This is a genomic window from Cryptocyanus atlanticus LEGE 06306 (assembly GCF_056633155.1).
Genome location: NZ_JBSJOZ010000001.1, coordinates 15,009 through 35,848 on the forward strand (window position 1 = coordinate 15,009; position 20,840 = coordinate 35,848).

The 20,840-nt window shown below is 68.3% G+C and carries 22 protein-coding genes; 12 read left to right on the top strand and 10 right to left on the bottom strand.

Annotation, left to right across the window (positions count from 1 at the left end; genetic code table 11):
• Positions 1–18: 18 nt before the first annotated feature.
• The 6 genes from cdaA to ACWJI7_RS00095 are packed head-to-tail and all read left to right on the top strand — an operon-like array spanning position 19 to position 5,202.
• Entirely contained in the window at positions 19–882 is an 864-nt protein-coding gene (cdaA, locus tag ACWJI7_RS00070) for a diadenylate cyclase CdaA (RefSeq protein WP_479934256.1), read from the top strand.
• Positions 879–1,673, top strand: coding sequence for an isoprenyl transferase (locus tag ACWJI7_RS00075; protein WP_479934258.1), 795 nt, complete (start codon positions 879–881; stop codon positions 1,671–1,673). The genes cdaA and ACWJI7_RS00075 overlap by 4 nt, the downstream gene beginning before the upstream one ends.
• A 23-nt stretch (positions 1,674–1,696) precedes the next feature.
• The gene (bioB, locus tag ACWJI7_RS00080; protein WP_479934260.1) at positions 1,697–2,689 is read left to right on the top strand and encodes a biotin synthase BioB; all 993 of its coding nucleotides are present in this window, start codon (positions 1,697–1,699) and stop codon (positions 2,687–2,689) included.
• On the top strand, positions 2,668–3,615 hold the full coding sequence (gene trhO / locus ACWJI7_RS00085; protein WP_479935100.1) for an oxygen-dependent tRNA uridine(34) hydroxylase TrhO: 948 nt from the start codon (positions 2,668–2,670) through the stop codon (positions 3,613–3,615). The genes bioB and trhO overlap by 22 nt, the downstream gene beginning before the upstream one ends.
• A gap of 28 nt (positions 3,616–3,643) precedes the next feature.
• The gene (locus ACWJI7_RS00090) at positions 3,644–4,684 is read left to right on the top strand and encodes a DUF952 domain-containing protein (RefSeq protein ID WP_479934262.1); all 1,041 of its coding nucleotides are present in this window, start codon (positions 3,644–3,646) and stop codon (positions 4,682–4,684) included.
• Positions 4,678–5,202: a hypothetical protein gene (locus ACWJI7_RS00095; protein ID WP_479934264.1), complete on the top strand. Its 525-nt coding sequence runs from the start codon at positions 4,678–4,680 to the stop codon at positions 5,200–5,202. The genes ACWJI7_RS00090 and ACWJI7_RS00095 overlap by 7 nt, the downstream gene beginning before the upstream one ends.
• On the opposite strand, the gene ACWJI7_RS00100 is transcribed toward ACWJI7_RS00095, so the two are convergent.
• The 4 genes from ACWJI7_RS00100 to ACWJI7_RS00115 all read right to left on the bottom strand — a co-directional run bounded on the left by ACWJI7_RS00100 (position 5,186) and on the right by ACWJI7_RS00115 (position 9,176).
• Positions 5,186–5,887 carry a phytochelatin synthase family protein gene (locus ACWJI7_RS00100; RefSeq protein WP_479934266.1) on the bottom strand — a complete coding sequence of 234 codons (702 nt, stop codon included), beginning with the start codon at positions 5,885–5,887 and terminating at the stop codon, positions 5,186–5,188. The two genes, ACWJI7_RS00095 and ACWJI7_RS00100, sit on opposite strands and share 17 nt — an antisense overlap.
• Before the next feature lie 106 nt (positions 5,888–5,993).
• Positions 5,994–6,932 carry a mechanosensitive ion channel domain-containing protein gene (locus ACWJI7_RS00105; protein ID WP_479934268.1) on the bottom strand — a complete coding sequence of 313 codons (939 nt, stop codon included), beginning with the start codon at positions 6,930–6,932 and terminating at the stop codon, positions 5,994–5,996.
• Between the two features lie 18 nt (positions 6,933–6,950).
• The gene (locus tag ACWJI7_RS00110) at positions 6,951–8,267 is read right to left on the bottom strand and encodes a hemolysin family protein (RefSeq protein WP_479934271.1); all 1,317 of its coding nucleotides are present in this window, start codon (positions 8,265–8,267) and stop codon (positions 6,951–6,953) included.
• 108 nt (positions 8,268–8,375) lie between these two features.
• The gene (locus ACWJI7_RS00115; RefSeq protein WP_479934273.1) at positions 8,376–9,176 is read right to left on the bottom strand and encodes a DUF2459 domain-containing protein; all 801 of its coding nucleotides are present in this window, start codon (positions 9,174–9,176) and stop codon (positions 8,376–8,378) included.
• A gap of 147 nt (positions 9,177–9,323) precedes the next feature.
• Here ACWJI7_RS00115 and ACWJI7_RS00120 point away from each other — a divergent pair, with 147 nt between their 5' ends.
• The 4 genes from ACWJI7_RS00120 to sulP all read left to right on the top strand — a co-directional run bounded on the left by ACWJI7_RS00120 (position 9,324) and on the right by sulP (position 15,445).
• A complete protein-coding gene (locus tag ACWJI7_RS00120; protein ID WP_479934275.1) occupies positions 9,324–9,548 on the top strand; it encodes a hypothetical protein in 225 nt (74 codons plus the stop codon).
• Between the two features lie 535 nt (positions 9,549–10,083).
• Positions 10,084–10,362: a hypothetical protein gene (locus tag ACWJI7_RS00125; RefSeq protein WP_479934276.1), complete on the top strand. Its 279-nt coding sequence runs from the start codon at positions 10,084–10,086 to the stop codon at positions 10,360–10,362.
• A gap of 611 nt (positions 10,363–10,973) precedes the next feature.
• Positions 10,974–13,757 carry a cyclic nucleotide-binding domain-containing protein gene (locus ACWJI7_RS00130; protein WP_479934278.1) on the top strand — a complete coding sequence of 928 codons (2,784 nt, stop codon included), beginning with the start codon at positions 10,974–10,976 and terminating at the stop codon, positions 13,755–13,757.
• An 11-nt stretch (positions 13,758–13,768) separates the two neighbouring features.
• Entirely contained in the window at positions 13,769–15,445 is a 1,677-nt protein-coding gene (sulP, locus tag ACWJI7_RS00135; protein WP_479934280.1) for a sulfate permease, read from the top strand.
• Here the strand turns inward: sulP and gap are convergent.
• Both gap and gltS read right to left on the bottom strand, forming a co-directional pair.
• On the bottom strand, positions 15,442–16,437 hold the full coding sequence (gap, locus tag ACWJI7_RS00140) for a type I glyceraldehyde-3-phosphate dehydrogenase (protein WP_479935101.1): 996 nt from the start codon (positions 16,435–16,437) through the stop codon (positions 15,442–15,444). The genes sulP and gap overlap by 4 nt on opposite strands.
• A 73-nt stretch (positions 16,438–16,510) precedes the next feature.
• Complete coding sequence (gene gltS, locus ACWJI7_RS00145; protein WP_479934281.1) at positions 16,511–17,737, bottom strand: sodium/glutamate symporter; 1,227 nt, start codon at positions 17,735–17,737, stop codon at positions 16,511–16,513.
• Positions 17,738–17,779: 42 nt separating this feature from the next.
• Here gltS and ACWJI7_RS00150 point away from each other — a divergent pair, with 42 nt between their 5' ends.
• Positions 17,780–18,025, top strand: a complete 246-nt coding sequence (locus tag ACWJI7_RS00150) for a hypothetical protein (RefSeq protein ID WP_479934283.1) — start codon at positions 17,780–17,782, stop codon at positions 18,023–18,025.
• 94 nt (positions 18,026–18,119) lie between these two features.
• Here the strand turns inward: ACWJI7_RS00150 and ACWJI7_RS00155 are convergent, their stop codons facing one another.
• The 3 genes from ACWJI7_RS00155 to ACWJI7_RS00165 all read right to left on the bottom strand — a co-directional run bounded on the left by ACWJI7_RS00155 (position 18,120) and on the right by ACWJI7_RS00165 (position 19,338).
• Positions 18,120–18,698: a hypothetical protein gene (locus tag ACWJI7_RS00155; RefSeq protein WP_479934285.1), complete on the bottom strand. Its 579-nt coding sequence runs from the start codon at positions 18,696–18,698 to the stop codon at positions 18,120–18,122.
• 66 nt (positions 18,699–18,764) lie between these two features.
• A complete protein-coding gene (locus ACWJI7_RS00160) occupies positions 18,765–19,004 on the bottom strand; it encodes a DUF3136 domain-containing protein (protein ID WP_479934287.1) in 240 nt (79 codons plus the stop codon).
• A 115-nt stretch (positions 19,005–19,119) separates the two neighbouring features.
• Positions 19,120–19,338, bottom strand: coding sequence for a CP12 domain-containing protein (locus tag ACWJI7_RS00165; protein WP_479934289.1), 219 nt, complete (start codon positions 19,336–19,338; stop codon positions 19,120–19,122).
• Between the two features lie 195 nt (positions 19,339–19,533).
• On the opposite strand from ACWJI7_RS00165, the gene ACWJI7_RS00170 reads away from it, so the two are divergent.
• Positions 19,534–19,896 (top strand): 4a-hydroxytetrahydrobiopterin dehydratase, encoded by a 363-nt coding sequence (locus tag ACWJI7_RS00170; RefSeq protein ID WP_479934291.1) that lies wholly within the window; start codon positions 19,534–19,536, stop codon positions 19,894–19,896.
• On the opposite strand, the gene ACWJI7_RS00175 is transcribed toward ACWJI7_RS00170, so the two are convergent.
• A complete protein-coding gene (locus ACWJI7_RS00175; protein ID WP_479934293.1) occupies positions 19,893–20,834 on the bottom strand; it encodes a transglutaminase family protein in 942 nt (313 codons plus the stop codon). The genes ACWJI7_RS00170 and ACWJI7_RS00175 overlap by 4 nt on opposite strands.
• Between the last annotated feature and the right edge of the window lie 6 nt (positions 20,835–20,840).

Genomic DNA, 20,840 nt, shown 5'->3' on the forward strand with positions numbered 1-20,840 from the left:
AGCGCGGATGGGGGCTCTGTGATCTGGCTGAGGCTCATCGATCTGCGCCTGCTGCTGGATCTGCTGTTCGCCTCCGCCCTCGGAGTGCTGCTTCTGGCCCGGGTCCGGGAGCCGCGCACCCTCTGGCTGCTGAGGGGCTGGCTCTTCCTGGTGGCCCTGGTCTGGGTGGTGCAGCGCTTTGCCAACCTGCCCCTCACCACACGGCTGCTGGAGGCGGTGGTGCTGGGCTGCAGCCTGGCTCTGGCGATCCTCTGGCAAGGGGAGCTGCGGCGCCTGATGGAGCTGCTCGGCACCGGCCGCCTGGATGTGCTGCTGGGCAGTCAGTCCACCGATGAAGGCCTCTCGGGCACCGTCGCCCTGCTCAGCCAGGCGGCCGGCAGGCTCTCCCAGAGCCGGCGGGGAGCCCTGATCCTGGTGGATCTCGGCAGCGACCTGCGCCCCGAAGACTTTCTCAACCCTGGAATCGAACTGGACGCGGTGCTCTCGGTCGATCTGATCCTCAACCTGTTCGCCGCCGACACGCCTCTCCATGACGGTGCCCTGCTGGTGCGCGAGAACCGGATCCTCTCCGCCGGTGTGATCCTGCCCCTCTCCCGCCAGGGGATCACCCGCTTTGGCACCCGCCACCTGGCCGCCCTCGGCATCACCGAACGGTTCGATCGCTGCCTCTGCATCGTCGTTTCCGAAGAAACGGGCACCCTCTCGCTGGCACGGCAGGGAAAGCTGGAGCGGCCGATCACCAGCAGCCGCCTGAAGGATCTGCTCACCGCCGCCCTCGACCTGCCGGCACCGAAGCCCGCCACCAAACCCACCGGCGGCTCGGTGGTCGCCCTGCCCACGGGACGTAGCGTGGCCGAGGACAAACCCGAATCCCGCGCATGAGTCGCTCCCAGGCGACCACCGACCCGATCCGGGCGTCCCTGGGCCGTTCGGCACCGCTGCCGGCCCGACTCGATCCGGCCAGGCTGCCCAGCCATGTGGCGGTGATCATGGACGGCAACGGCCGCTGGGCCCGGCAGCGGGGTCTGCCGCGGGTGATGGGTCACCGGGAAGGGGTGGCAGCCCTGAAGCGCATGCTGCGCCTCTGCAGTGACTGGGGCATCGGTGCCCTGACCGCCTACGCCTTTTCCACCGAGAACTGGAACCGACCCGGCGAGGAGGTGAGCTTCCTGATGACCCTGTTCGAGCGGGTGCTGGCCCGGGAACTGGAGGCGCTCGAGCAGGAACAGGTGAGAATCCGGTTTCTGGGCGACCTCGAAGCCCTGCCGGCGGGCCTGCAGGAGCTGATCGCCGCCGCCACGGCGCGGACCGCGGCCAACACGGGGATTCACTTCAATGTCTGCACCAACTACGGCGGCCGCCGGGAGCTGGTGCAGGCCGCCCGGCGACTGGCGGAACAGGCCGCCCGTCACGACCTGGACCCCGCCAGCATCGACGAAGCCTGCTTCGAAGCGGAACTGCACACCGCCGGAGAGGTGGATCCCGATCTGCTGATCCGCACCAGCGGCGAGTACCGGATCAGCAATTTCCTGCTCTGGCAGCTGGCCTACGCCGAGATCCACATCACCGACGTGCTCTGGCCCGATTTCGACGACGATGCCCTGCTCGTGGCCCTGCTCGACTACCAGAGCCGGCAGCGTCGCTTCGGCGGCGTCGAGCCGATCGCCTCCTGAAGCCCCTTCCCCCGCCGCCCGTCTTGATCTCCCCTCAGACCGACAGGGCTTCCGCCCTCCCCGTGCGCCACGACTGGAGCCGCCCCGAGATCCTCTCCCTGCTGGAGGCCCCCCTGCTGGATCTGCTCTGGCAGGCCCAAGCGGTGCACCGCAGCGCCAACCCAGGCTACCGGGTCCAGCTGGCCTCGTTGCTCAGCGTCAAGACCGGCGGCTGCGAGGAGAACTGCGCCTACTGCCCCCAGTCGATGCACAACAGCAGTGATGTGACCGGCCGGCCGGAACTGGAGGTGGAGCCGGTGCTGGCACGGGCACGGGCAGCGAAGCAGGCCGGAGCCCATCGCTTCTGCATGGGCTGGGCCTGGCGTGATATCCGCGACGGCGCTCCCTTCGAAGCGATGCTCGCCATGGTGCGGGGCGTGAGGGAGCTGGGCCTGGAGGCCTGTGTCACCGCCGGCATGCTCAGCGATGCCCAGGCGGAGCACCTGGCGGCGGCGGGGCTCACCGCCTACAACCACAACCTTGACACCAGCCCCGAGCACTACGGGCACATCATCACCACCCGCACCTACCAGGAGCGGCTCGAAACCCTGGCGCGGGTGCGACGCTCCGGCATCACCCTCTGCTGCGGCGGCATCATCGGCATGGGCGAATCGCTCGACGACCGGGCCGGGCTGCTGGAGGTGCTCGCCGGCCTGGATCCCCATCCCGAGAGCGTGCCGATCAACGCGCTGGTGGCGGTGGAAGGCACGAAGCTGGAGGAGCGCCCGGTGGTGGATCCCCTGGAGCTGGTGAGGATGGTGGCCACCGCCCGCATCCTGATGCCGTTCAGCCGCGTACGGTTGAGTGCCGGTCGGAAGCAGCTCAGCCGCGAAGCCCAAATCCTCTGCCTGCAGGCCGGGGCCGATTCGATCTTCTACGGCGACACCCTGCTCACCACCGGCAACCCCGACGTCGCCGCCGACCGGGAACTTCTGACCGCCGCCGGGGTCAGACCCTGGCAGGAGGGGGGAGCCTGAACAGCCTGCAGGTGGCCGGGTTCTATGCGTTCGCGCCGTTGACGGAGCTGCGGATCCTGCGGGACGAGCTGATGGCTTTGGCCGGCGAGGAGGCCCTCCGCGGCACGATCCTGCTGGCCGAAGAGGGCATCAACGGCACGGTCTGTGGGCCGGAGGCGGGGGTGAGGCGGCTGCTGGCCCGGCTGCGAAGCCTTCCAGCCCTGGCGGGCCTCGAAGCCCGGCTGAGCCGGGCGCCCTCCCAGGCCTTCCACCGCCTCAAGGTGCGCCTGCGGCCAGAGATCGTCACGATGGGCCACCCCGAGCTTCGGCCGGCCGAGCAGGCCGGAGCTCCGGTGAATCCAGGGGATTGGGACGCGATGATCCGCGATCCAGACACCCTGCTGATCGACACCCGCAACGCCTATGAGGTGGCCATCGGTCGCTTCGAGGGGGCGATCGATCCACTCACCCCCACCTTCCGCTCCTTTCCGGAGTGGGTGGAGCGGGAGCTCAGGCCCCTGATCGCGACCCGTCGGCCCCAGCGGCTGGCGCTCTACTGCACCGGCGGCATCCGCTGCGAGAAGGCCAGTGCCTACCTGCGCCACACCGGCGTCGAGGCGGTGCACCAGCTGCGGGGGGGGATCCTCGGCTATCTCGAGGCCAGCCCGGCCCGGGGCAGCAGCTGGCGGGGCGAGTGCTACGTGTTCGATCAGCGGGTGAGCCTGACGGCCGCCCTGACCCCGGGCAGCCACAGCCTCTGCCACGCCTGCGGCCTGCCGCTCGCTCCGGCCGACCGGCAGCTGAGCAGCTACGTGCCGGGGGTCAGCTGCCGCCATTGCCTGACGCGCTTCAGCGAGGACGATCGGAGCCGGTTCGCCGAACGCCAGCGCCAGATCGAGCGCTCCGAACGCCGTGGGGAGTGCCACCTGGGCCGACCCCTGACCTGAGACCCCAGCCCTGCCGGACTTCCCCCCCATGACCACCCTGCCGATCCTCTACAGCTTTCGCCGCTGCCCCTATGCCATCCGGGCCCGGCTGGCCCTGGCGGCGGCGGGGCTGAGGCCTGGGCGGGACCTGGAGCTGCGGGAAGTGGATCTGCAGCGGAAGCCCCCCGAGCTGCTGGAGACTTCCCCGAAGGGGACCGTGCCCGTGCTGGCCTTGCCCGAGGGCTCCGGTGCCCCCGGACGGGTGCTTGATCAGAGCCTGGCGGTGATGCGCTGGGCCCTGGAGCGGCGGGATGATCAGGATCTGCTGCGCCAGCGCGGTGGGTCCGCTGTTGCCGGCGAGTCCAGTGCGATGGAGGTCCTGATCGCCGAGAACGACGGCCCCTTCAAGCTTCACCTCGACCGGTTCAAGTACTCCCCACCCGCTGGAAAAGGGGGCTGGGAGCGGGGCAACGGGGATTGGGTGGCACCACGCGCCGCCGCTCTGGCCGTGCTGCGCCGCTGGAGCGCCCGGCTCGCGCCGGGTGGATGGTTGCTGGGCGATCGCCCCTGCCTGGCCGACTGGGCCCTGCTGCCCTTTGTGCGCCAGTTCCGCCAGGTCTCCCCCGAGACGTTCGACACCGAACCCGACTTGGAGCCCCTGCAGGGCTGGCTCCGGCGGTTCCTGGAGGGCCCGGAACTCCAGGAGATGCTCGATTCGACCTGGGGCCCGCGCCGGAGATGGCGCTCGGGTCGCTGGCTGTATCACCTGGCCCTGGCCGGGGAGTGGCGGGCCGCCACCGCCAGCGGGCAGGCCTACGCACGATCCAGCCGGGGGCTCGCTCTGGCCGATGTGGGCTTCGTGCATGCCAGTGGCGCGGGCCAGATCGAGGGCACCTATCGCCGCTTCTATGCCGATGCCCAGGAGGTGCTGCTGCTGACGATCGATCCAGCCCGGTTGACCGTGCCCGTGCGCTGGGAGCCCGCACCGCAGGGCGGTGACTGCTTCCCCCACATCTTCGGCGCCGTGCCCCTGGAAGCCGTGCTGGCGGCCGAACCCTTTCGTCCCGAAGGCGGAGACGAACGATGCTGAGCCTGGCGGCGATCGAGCGGCGGGCGGCCGCGCGGGGCCTGCTGCTGCGGCTGCAGGTGACGGGTCAGCTGGGGCTCCGGAGCCTTCGGGTGGTGGTGGCCCAGCCCCGGGCCGGCCGTCCCCCCCTGCTGATCGGCGAACTGAAGGGCTGGGCCCTGCCGAACGCCGACGGCCTGCAGCTCGACACCCTGCGGGTGCAGGGGGAGGGCCGCTATCGGGTCGGTGTGATGATCTGGGCCGCCAGCTTCGCCTGGGCCCTCGAGAGCACGTCCTGCCGCACCGCGCGGCTGCTGGCGATCCGGGACGACGACGCCGGGCACCGGAAGCTGGTGCGCTACTTCGAGCGACTGGGGTTCACCCCGGTGCGCCAACTGGGGGCGGGCCCGGTGGACCTGGCCCTGCGCCTGGTGTGGGGTGGCTCGGGGCTGCTGATGCGGGGAGACTGCCGCGACGGGCTGCAGCGATGCGAACGCCTGCTGGGCACCACCTCGCCGCCACCGCTCAGGGAAGACGGCTGATCATCACCAGGCCGCGGCTGCGACCTGAGCTGCGATCGCGGCTGCGGGCCGCCCGCCAGAGATCGGCCGTCGGCACCCAGACGGAGGGGTAGCGATAACGGGCCACATCAAGGATGAGCACCCGGTCGCTGGGGGCGTGGAAGGCCGCCAGCGGGGCGATGTGGCCGCCCCCAGCCTGGCCGAGGAGCTTGCGGTCGTAGTTGACCACCAGCCGGTCGGAGGGTGCCGACAGGTTGGCGCGCAGCAGGGAGCGGAACGCGGCGAGATCGAGCCGGTCGGCATGGACCGCCTCGGCCCGCACCCCCTGGCTGCGCAACAGGCCGGCCAGCTGCTGCAGCGTCATTCCTTCCCGCGCCACGGTGGCCGGAGGAACCACCTGGCGGGCGGCCGGGTTGTCGAACAGGTTTTCCTGGGTCCAGAAGCGGTAGCTGCCGTAGCCGGCGGCGGGAGGGCCGGGCACCTGCAGGCTGTTGAGCACCATCACGATGCTGGCCACTCCGCAGTAGGCCAGGTTGGCCTGGGTAAGGAAGTGTTCGGCCAGGGGGCCGTAATCGGCGCGCTCGCCACTGGCCATGAGCAGGGCCTGTCCCGGCGCCTCGGGCAGGGGGATCGGACCCTCGGAGCGGGCCGGCAGCGCCGGGGCGATCAGGCTGAGGGCCGCCAGGCTCAGCAGCGGCAGGATCATAGGGGCACGGAGTGCTGGCGGGAACGGAGCCATCCAGGGAGCAGGGGCCGGCGGTGGAGCCAGAAGCGGTCATTCGCGCTCAGGGCTGCCGACAGCTTGGCGGCTTTCAGAGCGCCGCGGGTCCCCGGCCGGGGCCATCGGCATCCAGCCGGACCCGCAGAGCCGGCGCCGCCACCAGTTCCACCGTGCTCGAGGCCAGCTCGACGCTGCGCGTGCTGGCCTCGATCTCATCGAGGATGCGACTGAACAGCCGGTCTTTGGTGAAGCGGCGCTGCTGGAAATCCACCACATAGCGCAGCGTGAATTCCAGCCAGTTGTCAGTCACGACAAGCGTCACCGTGGATTCGATGCGGGCAGCATCAATCCGGTACTTGCGGGTCATCCGGCTCCAGGCCTCCCGGGCCGGTACCACGGTGCCGGCGGAGGCCTCCTCCAGGACCCGCAGCAACAGAGCCCGGGCCAGATGATGGTCACTGCCGTGGCGGATCGGGATGACCACTTCATCCCAGACATAGGGAAAATCGCCTGAGTAGTTAAATACGGGCTCCTTAAAGACAAAGCTGTTGGCAATACGAACGATCCGGCCGTTGTAGAGATCTGATTTGACCCAGTCACCACATTCCATCAAAGTCGTTCGCAACGGGCTGACATCAATCACATCACCCATGATGCCACCCAGCTGAACACGATCACCTGTGGTGTAAAACTGACCCAGGGAAATCGCCGCCCACCCGGCCACACTGGCAATCACTTCCTGCAGGGCGAAGGCCACACCGGCGCCCACCACTCCGAATACCACGGTGAGCCGTCCGAGGCTGTCACTGAACACGATCAGAACCAGCAGCAGCATCACGGCATAGCTCGCCAGTCCGATCGTCTTGCGGAGGCGATAGCGCAGATCGGAGTCCTCCAGCTGGCTGCTCAGCAGCCGGGCCAATGCCCGGCTGCTGAGCGAGATCAGCACCAGGCCGATCGCCACCTCGATCAGCCGGATCGTGGTGACGTCGGCCAGCCAGCGTTGGAGCGTCGTCCAGGAATCGGCCATCGCAGAGGGGAAGCGGCCTCACCCATCCTGTTCAGGCTGGAGGGGGCTGACCAGCACCTTGTCAACACGTTTACCGTCCATGTCCATCACCTCGAGGCACCACCGGCTCCACGGAACCTGCTCCCCCGCCCTCGGGATGTGCCCAAGCAGATGCAGGATCAGTCCACCGAGGGTATGGAAGTGTCCGTCAGGTTCCTCCTGCCGTGACCGGGCTCCCACCAGCTCACGGAAATCGGCGATGTCGAGGGCACCATCGATCAGCCAGCTGCCATCCTCACGCTGGACGATCAACGGCTCCTCCTGTTCCTGCTGGGAAGGAAGATCGCCCACGATCGCTTCCATCAGATCGTTGAGGGTGACCAGCCCTTCGATGCCACCGAATTCATCGCTGACCAGGGCGATGTGGATGCCCGTGCGCCGGAACTGCTCGAGCACCTGCAGAGCCCGGGCGGATTCCGGCATGTAGAGGGGCTCCTGAACGAGCGCCGTCAGATCCTGAAGGTCTCCGGACAGCTGGGATGCCAGCAGCGTGGCTCCGCGGATCACCCCCAGGCAGGCATCCAGGCTGCCCCGACCCAGCGGAAAGCGGGAGTGGTGGCTGGTGACCACCTGCCGCAGGCTGACCTCGATCGGCGCGGAGGCATCCAGCCAGCTGATCTCGGTGCGCGGTGTCATGATCGCCTGGATCGGGCGATCCCCGAGTCGAAACACCCGCTGCATCATCTCGGTTTCGGCCGCTTCAAGCACGCCGGTTTCGGCCCCCTGACGGATCAGGGCCTTGATGTCGTCTTCCGTGATCGCGGGTTCGGTCCTGGTTGGAACACCGAGCAGGCGCAGGGTGGTCCCGGTGGAGCAGTCGAGCAGCCGCACCAGGGGTGAGGCGAGCCGGGAGAGCAGCCGCATCGGCGGCGCCAGGGCGCAGGCGATGCGCTCCGGTGCCGCCAGGGCCATGCGCTTGGGGACCAGCTCCCCGATCACCAGGGAGAGATAGGTGATGAGCCCCACCACCAGGGCCAGGCTCACGGCGGGGGCGACCTGGCTGTTCACCCCCGGGATGGCGCGGAGCAGCGGTGTGAGATGGGCGGCGAGGATGGTGCCGCCGAGGGCACCGCTGAGCACCCCGATCAAGGTGATGCCGATCTGGACCGTGGCGAGCAGTTCGTTGGGAGCTCTGGCCAGGCGCAGGGCCAGCTGTGCCGGGCGGCTGCCCTGGAGCGCCAGGGTCTCCAGCCGGGCGGTGCGCGCGGTGACGACGGCGATTTCCGCGCCCGAGAACAGCCCGTTCGCCACGATCAGCAGCAGGATCGCCACCGCATCGACGAGGAGATCTGGCACGGAGCGGTCCGGGGATCAGGGCGAGATGGACCGTAGGAGACGGATGCGGGCGCTTCGAACCTCCCGGCGCTGCGAAGCATGGGGTCGGTCGGTCGGTTGCCCGGCGGATCAGTCACGGACAGGGCCCCCAGGCCCCCGGGGCATGGATTCGACCGCAGGCCCCACGCCGGTGGGCTGCGCCGGGCCAGGTCGGACGGGCCGCGGGTGGTCATCCGAGGAACCGGGGACAGCCCTCTGGGCAGCGGACTCCCCATCCCCCTGCGGTGCGCAAGGCCGGCGGTTCAGCTCCAGGTAGTCCATGAGCGCGTCGGGGCTGAACAGGAGAGCTGGCACCAGATCGAAGCCGGCGCGACGAAGCGCTCTGGCGATCCACTGATTGCAGGTGTTCAGTAGGTTGTAGCGACCTTCGGCTGCATAAAACTGACCAGGGGCACCTGTCCCTGGCTTGAGCGCCACCAATCCCCCGGAGGCGTCCCGCGAGAAACTCGAGGCCACGAAGGCGGTCAGGGCGGCCAGTTCCTCGGTAGACAGGCAGGTGCTGATGCGTGATTCAGCCGCGAACGACCGCTCCGGAGGCGCCGTGAGAGCCACCACGTGAAGCACGCTCCCCCGGGACCGGAACAGGGCCTGAACCGCCAGTCCGGAGGTCGCCTCGTCCGCCTGGTAGTAGTCGACATCACCCCAGCCGACCTCATAGCTCTCGGCCTCAGCAAAGCGCCTCTCCAGGGCCGGGACCCTTCGGTTCAGCGCAGCGGCTGGAAGGATCAGACCCCCATGCCATCCGTGATTCACCACCGTCACCGGATGGGATCGAACCGGGCTGAGCTCGGCTTCAGGCCCGCTGGGGGGAGGTGGAGTGGAGCAGCCGGCCAGGCTCAGGGCCAGCAGCATCCTGAGAAGCTGATTCATGCCCCGAACGGCCCGAGATGGGCAGGTACACGCGTGTGCCAAGCCTGCCTAGGGCCCGGGAGGCGGTCAATGGAGCCGGCGCCGGCTCCCGGGCCCGGATCCGCGCTTAACAGAAAGTCACACTAGCCTGGTCAAAAGGAGAACGACATGGATTTCATCTTCGTGGCGCTGTACGGGATCTGTTTTGCCGTGATTGCGGGTGGGGCCTTCGCCCTGATGCGCCAGGGCATTCAGGTGGCCGACCAGAGCAGGGTTTCCAGCCGGCCGCGGCGCTCCTCAAGTCATCCGGAAGCTCCGGCCGTGGGAGAGGACGTGCTCTACGTGGACCTCAGCCGCGAGCGCCTCGAGAGCCTCTACAACCAGGCCAGCTGAAGCCAATGCGGGCCACCCCCTGACGTCCGGGGGGCCACCCAGAGATCCGACCGCCCTGTCCATCAGGTGGCCTTCGCGTCTCTCCAGCCGGCATGGGCGCCGAAACGGATGCAAAGACTGCCCTCCACCTGGGCTCTTGTGTTGGTTGCCGTGAGGACGGTCGCTGCCGCTGCGTTACACCGATTCACCTCCCAGTTGAGCCAACCCAGGGCCGGTCCTGCCCCCCTGGAGGCAAGGCCCCGGGTGTTGTTGGTTCGGCCCGACCGAGCCACTGGAGATGGCCCGGGGTTGATCGAACGCCACGATGAATTCCCCCAAAGAACTGACGCTTGCAACCGGAATCAGCCTCCGGGGCAGCCGGGCAGGAACGCCGGAGCAGACGGCTTCTGCGGATCCAGGATTCCAGCGGCCGGCAGGGATCCTTCCCCAGCCGTCAGCCTGGCGCATCCCACCAGTGCCCCCTGCTGGAGACAATCAAGACCGGCCACTCCTCCCCTCCGCACAAACCTCACCAGACCGCTTCCGTGCTAGGGAGATGGTTGATGTTCCTCCCATTCGAATCGGTATGCACCGCTCCCCCGGCACGGACGAGGGTCTCACGGTTGGTCAGCTCCTGATCAGCCTTGCCCTGATCGGGATCGTTGCCTCGCTCTGGTTCACCCTGAAGCCCGCTCCGAAGACGCGGATGCCCGCCGAGCAGTCGCATGGCGGTGCTGGATTGCGTCAGCGTGCTGGCCTGTCGCATCGACCGGGCACCTCTCCTGAGCGGTTGCTGCACGCTCGGGAAGCGGCCCCAACGGAAGGACGGGGCTGATCGGTCAGATCGAAAACGGCCGGCGGTGACCCAGGGCTGGTGGTCGCTCCATGCCGTGAGCAGACAACACTCCTGCAAGGTGGCTCAGGCGGCCAGGGCGACAGCTCTGCGGTCAGTCAATCCCTCGCCCAGCGTTGCGTGCATCGGGAGGACGAGCAATCCAACTCACCATCGGGATACTCAAAACCTGCCTTCCTGGCATTCTTTTCAATCTCGGCAGGACCATCCCCGGAGAAGGATCTGGTGGTTTTCGCCTCAGCCCCAGGACTCAAGACGAGCATGACGGCCGCCACAACCAGACTGAGAATTCGCACAGGCCTACTCTGGCTTTGTGGAGCGTAACGAGCGCGATCCGGGCTGGCTGCCAGGCTTCAAGCATTGAAACCACATTCAGGTCGCCACCCTCTGCCTGGAGCACCGAAGTCGCCCCATCCCGAATCAGCGGAGTCGACGCCCGGGCCCCGTCACGAACGCGGGCGGGTGATCGCCTGGAAGCGCGGAGAACGGGTCGGCGCGGAAAGGGGAGATGGCCTTCGTTCTCCGCCCGTCAGCTCCCGGGGAGCGTCCCGGTCAGATGCAACAGCTAGTCTCAGCCCCTCCGCAGCCGTTCGATGGCGCCCCAGCTGTCGGAAGCCCGCCTGCATGGCATCCGCTGGTTCCTCGCCGCCGGCTGGCTTCTGATCATCGCCTCACTGCTGTTTGATCCCTGGACAGCGCGGTTCACCGATCCCGGTCACCCCTGGAGTCCGCTGCGCCTGCCGGAGCAGTGCATCCCCGTGCAGGGCGTCTGCCTGAGCGAGCAGCCCGTACCGCTCGGCACAACCCTGTTCTGGGGGGCAGTGGTGCCCTCGGCCATCTTCATCCTGCTGGTGTTCGGCCACGAGTTCTGGCGCCGCATCTGTCCGCTCTCGTTCCTCTCCCAGATCCCCCGGGCCCTCGGTCGCCAACGCCAAATCGAGAAACGCAATCCGAAGACGGGTGAGCGTCGCCGGGTGCTGGCCAAGGTGCCCGCCGACTCCTGGCTGGCCAAGCACTATTCCCGGATCCAGTTCGGCTGGCTGTTCGTGGGCCTCTGTGGCCGCATCCTCTTCTTCAATGCCGATCGGCTCGTGCTGGCGGTCTGGCTGCTGGGCACCATCGCAGCGGCGATCGGCGTGGGCTGGCTCTATGGCGGCAAGAGCTGGTGCCAGTACTTCTGTCCGATGGCGCCGGTCCAGAGCGTCTACAGCACCCCATCGGGCCTGCTCACCAGCAAGGCCCACATGAGCGAACAGCCGATCACCCAGTCGATGTGCCGCATCAGCCTTCCGGATGGCAGCGAGCAGAGCGCCTGCGTTGCCTGCCAGCAGCCCTGCATCGACATCGATTCCGAACGGCTCTACTGGAGCCGGATCGGCACCCCAGAATTCGCCCTGGAGCGCTACGGCTACGTGGGCCTGGTGCTGGGCTACTTCCTCTATTACTACCTCTACGCCGGCAGCTGGGACTACTACTTCTCGGGCGCCTGGGCCCGCCGCAGTGATCAGTTCGCCCAGTTGCTCGATCCAGGCCTGTTCCTGTTCGGCCAGCCGATCGACATCCCCCGGCTGGTGGCCGTGCCCCTCGTGCTCGGCCTGTTCACCTGGTTCGGGGTCGTGCTGGGCCGGTGGATTGAGGGCCGGGCCCGGGCCGCCTCCCGCCGCGGGCCCGTGGCAGCGGCACCGGAGCTGATCCGTCACCGGGTTTTCGCGATCGCCACCGCCCTCGTGTTCAACCTGTTTTTCCTGTTCGCGGGCCGCCCCTTGCTGCGACTGCTGCCCATCTGGTTTCAGGCCCTCTTTGATGGGGCCCTGGTGGCCCTCAGCACCCTGTGGCTGGTGCGGGCCTGGAAGCGAAGCCCCGAGATCTACGGCCGCGAGAACCTGGCCAGCCGCTTCCGCAAACAGCTCGAGCGGCTCCATCTGGATGTGGGCCGCTTTCTCGATGGCCGCTCCCTGGCCGATCTCAACACCCATGAGGTCTACGTGCTCGCCAAGGTCTTGCCCGGTTTCACCAGCGAAAAGCGGCAGGAGGCCTACAAGGGAGTGGTGCGCGAGGCCCTGCAGGAGGGCTATGTCGATGGGGCCAGCAGTCTGGAGGTGCTGCAGCAGATGCGCCGGGAGCTTGGCATCTCCGACTCCGAGCACGAGCAGCTGCTCGAGGAGCTCGGGGTGGAGGATCCTGCCCTGCTCGATCCGGACAACCGCCGCAGCCTGGAGGACCAGGTCCGTCTGAACGGGTACCGGCGCTCCCTGGAACGGTTGATGCAACTGCAGAGTCGCCGGGCCGATCCCGAGGCGATCCAGTCCCTGCGGCGTTCCTACGGCATCACCCCCGGGGAGGAGGAGTGGATCCTGGGCGGACTCTCACCCGGCGCCGGCGCCGCCCAGCGCGCCAGCGCCCTGCTGCAACGGCTGCCGGAACTGATCGAAGCCTTCCGGGCCCTGCACCAGCCCTCCCTGCCGGAGCAGCCCGTCGTGCGCGCCCTGCTCACCGACCATCTGCGTCACCGGCAGGAGCTCAGCCTGCGCGCGATTCTCGAGGCCCTGGTCACCCTCCGGGAGGATCCGGCCGTGCCGGCGCTGGTGGCCGGCCTGCAACGGGTTTCGCCCCTGATCCTGCTGGAGCTGCTGGAGTCGGGACCCTGGAACGACCGCCTGCCCCCGCCCGTGCTCGAGGCCCTCACCCAGCCCACCGATCCCGCCGCCAGCTGCTCCCTGGAGGTGCCGCTGCCCGCCACGCTCCACCACCTGGAGACCCTGCTGCAGGAACGCAGCCCCCTGATCCAGGCTGCTGCCCTGTTCCTGATCGCCCGTCTCGATGCCGCTCGCGGCCGGGCTCTGGCCGAACGACAGCGGGGATCCGAGCAGGCTCCCCTGCTGCGCCGCACCGCCGAGCGGCTGCTGGACGCTGGGGAGGTCACCCCTGGGCTGGGCCAGCTTCCCGAGCTTGAAGCCCGGGTGTATCTGGCGGGAAGCGATTTCTTTCACGGCACCCACCTCGACACCCTCGATGGCCTGGCCGAGGCCTCCGAGCTGCGCCGTTATGGCGCCGGCGAGCTGATCACCGAAACCGGCGACACCTGCCGGGAGCTGCTGCTGCTGATCGAAGGGGAGGCCGTGGCCCGCTATGAGGAGGACGGTGGCTCCCGCCTGGAGCAGCTCCTGCCCGGCCAGGTGCTCGATGAACTGGAGGTGCTCACCCACAGCGCCACGCAGAACACGATCGTGGCCCAGCGCGCGGGCACCCGCCTGCTGGCGGTGCCGGTGGACTCCTTCGACGCCTGGCTGGATCATGACCCCGATTTCGCCCGGCGGGTGCTGGAGCTGGAGAGTCGCCAGTTGCAGCGGCTGATGCGATCCGTTCACTCCTGCTGAGGGCCCGGGCCGTGCCGCTGGACCTGGGCCGCCTGCTCACCGACCGGCGCGGCTGGCGGCGGGGCGACGGGCGGGGCGACGTGCTGGCCGGCGTCACGGTGGCGGCCTACCTGATCCCCCAGTGCATGGCCTACGCCGAGCTGGCGGGGGTGGCGCCGATCCGCGGTCTCTGGGCGATCCTGCCGCCGCTGCTGGTCTATGCCGTGCTCGGCTCCTCCCCCCAGCTCTCGGTCGGACCCGAATCCACCACGGCGGTGATGACGGCGGCGGCGATCGGTCCGCTGGCCGCTGGCGACCCGGCCGCCGCCGCCGGCCTGGCCAGCCTGCTGGCGCTGCTGGTGGGCCTGATCTGCTGCGCCGGGGCCTGGGCCCGGCTCGGGTTTCTGGCCGACCTGCTCTCCAGGCCCGTGCTGGTGGGCTATATGGCCGGGGTGGCGCTGATCATGATCACCAGCCAGATAGGGCGGATCAGCGGAGTGGCCCTCAGGGCGGACAGCCTGATCGGAGAGCTGCTGGAGCTGCTGGGCCGCACCGACGAGATCCATCGACCGACTCTGCTGCTGGCGGCCGGGGTGCTGATGGTGCTGCTGCTGATCGGGCGCCGCTTCCCCAAGGCCCCCGCCCCCCTGCTGGCTGTGCTGCTGGCGATGGCGAGCGTGGCCCTGTTCGGCCTGCAGGAGCGGGGGGTGGCCGTGATCGGCCCCATTCCGGCCGGTCTGCCGGCCTTCATCTGGCCCGCCGCCGTGCCCACTGGCCAGTTGCGGTTCCTGCTGCCCTCGGCCCTGGGCATCGCCCTGGTGGGCTATTCCGACAACGTGCTCACGGCCCGGGCGTTCGCCGCCCGCGGCGGCTACCGCATCGATGCCGACCAGGAACTGCTCGCCCTGGGGGCGGTGAACCTCGGCAACAGTGTGCTACAGGGCTTTCCTGTGAGCAGCAGCGGCAGCCGCACCGCCATCGGCGATTCCCTCGGCAGCCGCTCCCAGCTGTTCTCACTGGTGGCCTTCGCCGTGGTGCTGCTGGTGCTCCTGGTGGGCCGCCCCGTGCTGGCGCTCTTCCCCCGGGCGGCCCTGGGGGCGATCGTGATCTATGCCGCGGTGGGGCTGATCGACGTGGCGGACTTCCAACGGATGCGACGGTTCAAGGCCAGCGAGTTCCGCCTGGCCCTGGTGACCGTGGTGGGGGTGCTGCTGAGCGGCATCCTGGTGGGGGTGGCCCTGGCGGTGGCGCTCTCGGTGATCGACCTGTTCGCCCGCCTGATGCGCCCCCACGACGCCGTGCTGGGCTCGGTGCCCGATCGGCCCGGCCTCCATGACGTGACCGACTGGGCCGGAGCCACCACCATCCCCGGGCTGGTGCTCTACCGCTACGACGCCCCCCTGTGCTTCGCCAACGCCGAGAACTTCCGGCGCCGAGCCCTCATGGCCGTGGCCGCCGAGACCACACCGGTGCAGTGGCTGGTGATCAACGCCGAAGCGATCGTCGAGATTGACATCACCGCGGCCGACGTGCTGCGCGAGTTGCACCGGGACCTGGCCAGCCAGGGGATCGTCCTCGCCATGACCCGGGTCAAGCAGGAGCTCTATGTCCAGCTTGAGCGGGCCGGTCTGCTGGAGCTGATCGCTCCCGAGCTGTTCTTTCCCACCATCCCGACGGCGATCGAGGCCTTCCGCCAGCGCACCACCTAGCCCGCGATGTGTTGGATCAGGTCGAGGCACTTGCAGGAGTAGCCCCATTCGTTGTCGTACCAGGCCACCACCTTCACGAAGGTGTCGGTGAGGGCGATGCCGGCAGCGGCATCGAACACGGAGGTACAGGTCTCGCCGATGAAGTCGCACGAGACCACCGCCTCGTCGGTGTACCCGAGGATGCCCGCCATCGGCCCCGCCGCCGCCGCCCGCATCGCCGCCTTGATCGCCTCGTAGCTGGCGGGCCGCTCCAGGTTCACCGTGAGGTCCACCACCGACACGTCGGGGGTGGGCACCCGGAACGCCATGCCGGTGAGCCGGCCTTCGAGGGCCGGAATCACCCGGCCGACGGCCTTCGCGGCACCGGTGGAGGAGGGAATGATGTTCTGACCGGCACCCCGACCCCCCCGCCAGTCCTTCACCGAGGGGCCATCCACCGTTTTCTGGGTGGCAGTGGTGGCATGAACCGTGGTCATCAGCCCATCGCGGATGCCGAAGGCGTCGTGCAGCACCTTGGCGATCGGAGCCAGGCAGTTGGTGGTGCAGGAGGCGTTCGACACGATGGCCTCGCCGGCATAGCTGGTGTGGTTGACACCCATCACGAACATCGGCGTGGCGTCCTTGGAGGGGGCCGAGAGGACCACCTTGCTGGCGCCGGCCTCGAGATGGGCCCTGGCGCTGGCCTCGGTCAGGAACAGGCCGGTGGATTCAAGCACCACCTCGGCCCCCACGGCGCCCCAGTCCAGGGCCTTCGGATCACGCTCGGCGCTGACACGAATCGCCCGGCCGTTGACGATCAACCGGTCGCCCCGGGTCTCCACCTCCCCCCGGAAGCGACCATGGGTGGAGTCGTAGCGAAGCATGTAGGCGATGTAATCGAGATCGATCAGATCATTGATCGCCACCACCTCGATGCCCTCGATCTCAAAGCTTCGGCGAAACACCAGCCGGCCGATGCGGCCGAACCCGTTGATCCCGATCCCGATCGCCATGGCCCCTTCCCCCTGCGTGCCTCCGATCCAGCAGCGTACCGGTGGGGGCACCGATCCACCCGGTGGGTCCCGATCAGCCCAGGGCGTTGAGGAACCGCTGGATCACCACCGCGTTGCTGAGATCCACGAAGAATCCCGACACCAGCGGCACGATGATGAAGGCCTGGCGGGCAGGGCCGTAGGTCAGGGCCACCGCCGACATATTCGCCATCGCGGTGGGGGTGGCGCCGAGGGAGATGCCCCCGAATCCGGAGCAGATCACCGCGGCCTCGTAGTCCCCACCCATCGCGCGGAACACCACCGCCAGGGAGAACGCGATGGCCACCAGGAACTGGGCGGCCAGGATGACCAGGATCGGCCCCGCCAGATCGGCGATCGTCCAGAGCTGGAGGCTCATCAACGACATCGTCAGGAAGATGCCCAGGGAGATCTCCGAGATGATGGCCAGGGAGCGGGTCCTCGCCGGCCAGTCGATCGTCAGCACCCGCGGCACGGTATTGGTGAGCAGGATGGCGCCGAAGAGGGCGCAGACGAACAGGGGCAGGTTGCTGCCCAGGGCCTTGAGGGTCTCATGGAGCACCTCCCCCAGGGCCAGGCTCATGTTGAGCCAGAAGAGGGTGTTCAGCAGGCTGATGTAGGTGGTGGAGCCCGGGCCGCTCTCGCGTCGATCGGGGGCCGCAGAAGCGGCCGCCGCCGAAGGCTGGAGCCCGTGGCGGCGGATCAGCAGACGGGCGATCGGTCCCCCCATCAACGAGGCCAGCACCAGGCCGAAGGTGGCACAGGCCACCCCGATCTCGAGGGCATTGGGGACCCCATGGGTCTGGGCGAAGCGGGGGGCCCAGGCAATGGCCGTGCCGTGGCCGCCCAGCAGCGACACCGAACCGCCCAGCAACCCCAGCACCGGATCGAGACCCAGAACCGCGGCCATGCCGGTGCCCACCAGGTTCTGCATCACCATGTAGCCGAGAGTGAGTACCAGCAGCACCGCCAGCGGTCTGCCACCGCAGAGGAGTGTCTTGACATCGGCGTTGAGACCGATGGCAGCGAAGAAGTAGAGCAGAAGAAAGTCACGGCTGGCCAGGTTGAAGCTGATCTCCAGACCCGTGAGAGCATGCACCCCCGCCAGCAGCAGGCAGACCAGCAGGCCGCTGGTGACAGGTTCGGGAATGTTGAACCGGCGCAGCGGAGCCACCCGGCGGTTCAGCCAGCGCCCCACCGCCAGCACCACGATGGCGATGTTGAAGGTGGCGAAACTCTCGATCTGCATCGCGGGAGGGGGGACGGATCCGGGCCGATGCATGGCAGCATCCCTCAGACCTTGCCGGAGAAGCCCATGCACCGCGTGTCCCCTTCGCGATGGCCCTTCGCCCTCGCCCTGCTCATCGGCCTGGCTTCCGCCCCGCCAGCGGTGGCCGGCTCCATCACCGAAGACTCGATCATCGATCAGGGCAGCGCCCTGCAGAACGCCATGGAGCGGGTGCCCCAGGGCGCGACCGTCACCGGCAGCAGGTGCATCGAGGTGGTCACCCCGGGTGAATCCTTCCGCTATCGCTGCAGCGTGACCTACACCGAGGGGGCGGCTCCGTAGCTGGCGAGTCCGGAGCTCGTATGGCGTGGATGGATCGGGAGTCGATCGACTCGGTGCCGGACGACCCGGTGCCGGTGGTTGCGGAAAGACCGGGTCAGCTGGATTTGGGCTGGGCCGGAGCCGGGGGTTTGGCCGCCGGGGGCTGGCTGGCCGGCGCCTTGGGACTGGCCGGCGCCTTGGGGGTGGCTGGGGCCTTGGCGGGTGGGGGCTTGATGTTCGCGCAGAGACTGGCGACCATCAGATCCTCGCCGCCGTTGCTGGGGGATTCCTCGACCCCGAGCGGCAGGCGCCAGGGTTCCCAGTCGGCGTCGCCGACCCGCCGGCTGATCTTCAAGGTGGGGCAATGCACGCCCACTGTGCCGCTCACCGCGGGGGTGTCACAGGCAAAGACGGTGGTGTGGACACCCTTCTCGCTCAGACGCCAACTGGACCATCCGTAGCGGCAGGCGCCGAAAGTCCTCCAGTTCGGAGCCTTCAGCTGGCGGATCTTCTCCAATAGCTCCCTCTCGCTCCCCGAGGCCGGGGCCCCGGGTGGATCCCCAGCGGCCGGCTGGGGTGTGGCGGGCTGGGCGACCGCCGGCTGGGCATCGGGGGCCGGCTGGGCCAGGGCCGGATCAGCCCAGACCGGCACCAGGGCCAACGGCACCAAGGCACCCAGCAGTGGCCGTGCCATGTGTGAACGGATCATCAAGGCAATTCTCCCCTTCCGGCAGGCGGAACGAGCCAATGGTGATGCTAGCTAGGGCTTCTGCTTGCTCTGCAGATAATCCCGCCGCAGCAGGGTGAAGAGGTAATCAGGAGCTTTGTACAGACTCGGCAGGCAATTGTGAAGCGTTTCCAAACGGCTCCAGCAGACCGTGCGCTGGATCTGCTTGGAGGTGCGCTCTTCAATGATCAGCATCTTGAGAGCCTTGCAATAGAGGTGATAGTTCGCCTCCAGCTCGCCCACCGTGAGCGTTGTTGCCTCAGCCTTGGCCATTCTCAATCATTCACAGATGTTGGGATGGATTCGCCCGGACGGACGCCAAATCTCGTGGTGTAACTCAGAGGTGCAACTCAGTCGTGCAATTGAGTTGCGGCCCCCGGTGCGTCGCTCAGTCGTCATAGACCCGGCATTCCACGGCGGAGGGGTTGAGATCACAGTAAACCTCCAGCGGTGATGGGTCTTTCTGCTCATCGGGATGGTGCGTCTTGTATTCCTCAAGACTGCTCAGCTCTTCTTCAAGGTGACGGGCCTTCCCGCTGTTCCCTTCCGCCAGAGCCTGCTCCAGCTCCTCACGGTCTTTGGCGATATGGGAATCGATATCAGACATAGGAAAGCCGTGGGTGTCTCACCCAGAGTGCCAGGCCTGCAGAACCTATGCAGAAAATCGGCCCAGCGCGAGGGGTCCCGGGCCCCGCAATCTTTCGTCACTGATGCTGTAAAGAAGTGCGAAGGGCCCGATTGGGGGCCTGTCCCGGCTTGCATCAAGCCAGAGTGAAGGTCGACGTTGCACGGAGCTGGAGCGATGGCTCTCAACCAGGAACCCTGTCTGCCCTGCCGGGAGGGGGCACCCACCCTCACCGCCACCGAACTCGACACCCTGCTGCAGGAGCTGGCAGGCTGGGAGGTGATCGACGGCCACCACCTTCACAGAAGCTGGGGTTTTCCCGATTTCCAGTCGGCCCTGCACTGGGTCAACCAGGCCGGGGCGATCTGCGAGGCCGAGGGCCATCACGCCGAATTCGAACTGGGCTGGGGCCATGCCGCCGCCTCGATCCACACCCACAAAGTGGATGGGCTCACCCGCGCCGACGCGGTGCTGGCCGCCAAATTCGATGCGATGACCGCCGGTCAGACCCGGCCCTACGGCGGCTACGCCGTGTCTTAGACGGTCTGGGCGGACTGGGTGATCACGACGGCCGGGTCCCCTTGGCCGGTGGTTGGTTCGAGCGCCTCCAGGTCCGCCAGGTCCGCCTCCGTGTCGGCTGCGGCCAGGCGGATCGTGTAGCCCAGCTCGGAGCCCACCCGGGTGCCCCGGTAGGTGCCGGTGGTGGGTGCCGCCAGCCGATGGTCCGGGGAGGCGGCCAGGGCCACATGGCCGTCGGCGACGGCCAGACCGAGGCTGGGGTCGTAGCCCCGCCAGCCCCCGCCGGGCAGGTAGACCTCCGCCCAGGCATGCAGTTCCTGCTCGGTCACCTCGGGTGGGTGGTGGATCGAATAGCCGCTCACGAACCGGGCCGCCAGGCCCTGGCTGCGGCAGGCCGCCACAAACAGCATCGCCGTGTCACGGCAGGCCCCCTGGCGGCCGCTGAGCGTCTGCTCGGGCGTCAGCGGTTCTCCGTCAAGACGGCCGATGTGATGGAAGGTGGTGTGGATGTGATCAGCCAGGGCAGGGAGGAAATCGGCCGTGGCTCCCCGCACCCCTTCACCCAGCTCCCGGGCCCAGGAGTCGACCAGCGGAGAGCCGAGGGGGATCCGGCAGGGGCTGAGCGAGACCGCTTCCCCCTCGGGATAGACCACCGGCAGGCGCTGACATCCCGGATCGGTGATGATCCAGTCGAACGGGTTGGCGCGGAGCGTGCGCACCAGGCTGTCGACCGCGATGGTCAGCCGGTCCCGCTTGCGCTCGAACCAGAAGACGGTCGCATCGGTGCCGTCTGGCTCCAGGATCCGGCTCATGCCCTCGGGGTCGTCCCGGAGGCGCACGCCGTGGTGCAGCACCTGCTGGGCTGGGTCCTGACGCGGGGTGAGCCGCAGGGTCAACGGCTCGAGAAAGACCGGCCGCTCGTAGCTGTAGCGCAGGACGTGGTGAATCCGGAACAGCATCGTCGC

Bases quoted from the DNA above. Each gene is read 5' to 3' on its own strand.
- ACWJI7_RS00075 (WP_479934258.1), top strand. From the start codon at position 879: ATGAGTCGCTCCCAGGCGACCACCGACCCGATCCGGGCGTCCCTGGGC.
- ACWJI7_RS00090 (WP_479934262.1), top strand. From the start codon at position 3,644: ATGACCACCCTGCCGATCCTCTACAGCTTTCGCCGCTGCCCCTATGCC.
- ACWJI7_RS00095 (WP_479934264.1), top strand. From the start codon at position 4,678: ATGCTGAGCCTGGCGGCGATCGAGCGGCGGGCGGCCGCGCGGGGCCTG.
- ACWJI7_RS00100 (WP_479934266.1), bottom strand. From the start codon at position 5,887: ATGATCCTGCCGCTGCTGAGCCTGGCGGCCCTCAGCCTGATCGCCCCG.
- ACWJI7_RS00105 (WP_479934268.1), bottom strand. From the start codon at position 6,932: ATGGCCGATTCCTGGACGACGCTCCAACGCTGGCTGGCCGACGTCACC.
- ACWJI7_RS00115 (WP_479934273.1), bottom strand. From the start codon at position 9,176: ATGAATCAGCTTCTCAGGATGCTGCTGGCCCTGAGCCTGGCCGGCTGC.
- ACWJI7_RS00120 (WP_479934275.1), top strand. From the start codon at position 9,324: ATGGATTTCATCTTCGTGGCGCTGTACGGGATCTGTTTTGCCGTGATT.
- ACWJI7_RS00125 (WP_479934276.1), top strand. From the start codon at position 10,084: ATGGTTGATGTTCCTCCCATTCGAATCGGTATGCACCGCTCCCCCGGC.
- ACWJI7_RS00130 (WP_479934278.1), top strand. From the start codon at position 10,974: ATGGCGCCCCAGCTGTCGGAAGCCCGCCTGCATGGCATCCGCTGGTTC.
- gap (WP_479935101.1), bottom strand. From the start codon at position 16,437: ATGGCGATCGGGATCGGGATCAACGGGTTCGGCCGCATCGGCCGGCTG.
- gltS (WP_479934281.1), bottom strand. From the start codon at position 17,737: ATGCATCGGCCCGGATCCGTCCCCCCTCCCGCGATGCAGATCGAGAGT.
- ACWJI7_RS00155 (WP_479934285.1), bottom strand. From the start codon at position 18,698: ATGGCACGGCCACTGCTGGGTGCCTTGGTGCCGTTGGCCCTGGTGCCG.
- ACWJI7_RS00160 (WP_479934287.1), bottom strand. From the start codon at position 19,004: ATGGCCAAGGCTGAGGCAACAACGCTCACGGTGGGCGAGCTGGAGGCG.
- ACWJI7_RS00165 (WP_479934289.1), bottom strand. From the start codon at position 19,338: ATGTCTGATATCGATTCCCATATCGCCAAAGACCGTGAGGAGCTGGAG.
- ACWJI7_RS00170 (WP_479934291.1), top strand. From the start codon at position 19,534: ATGGCTCTCAACCAGGAACCCTGTCTGCCCTGCCGGGAGGGGGCACCC.
- ACWJI7_RS00175 (WP_479934293.1), bottom strand. From the start codon at position 20,834: ATGCTGTTCCGGATTCACCACGTCCTGCGCTACAGCTACGAGCGGCCG.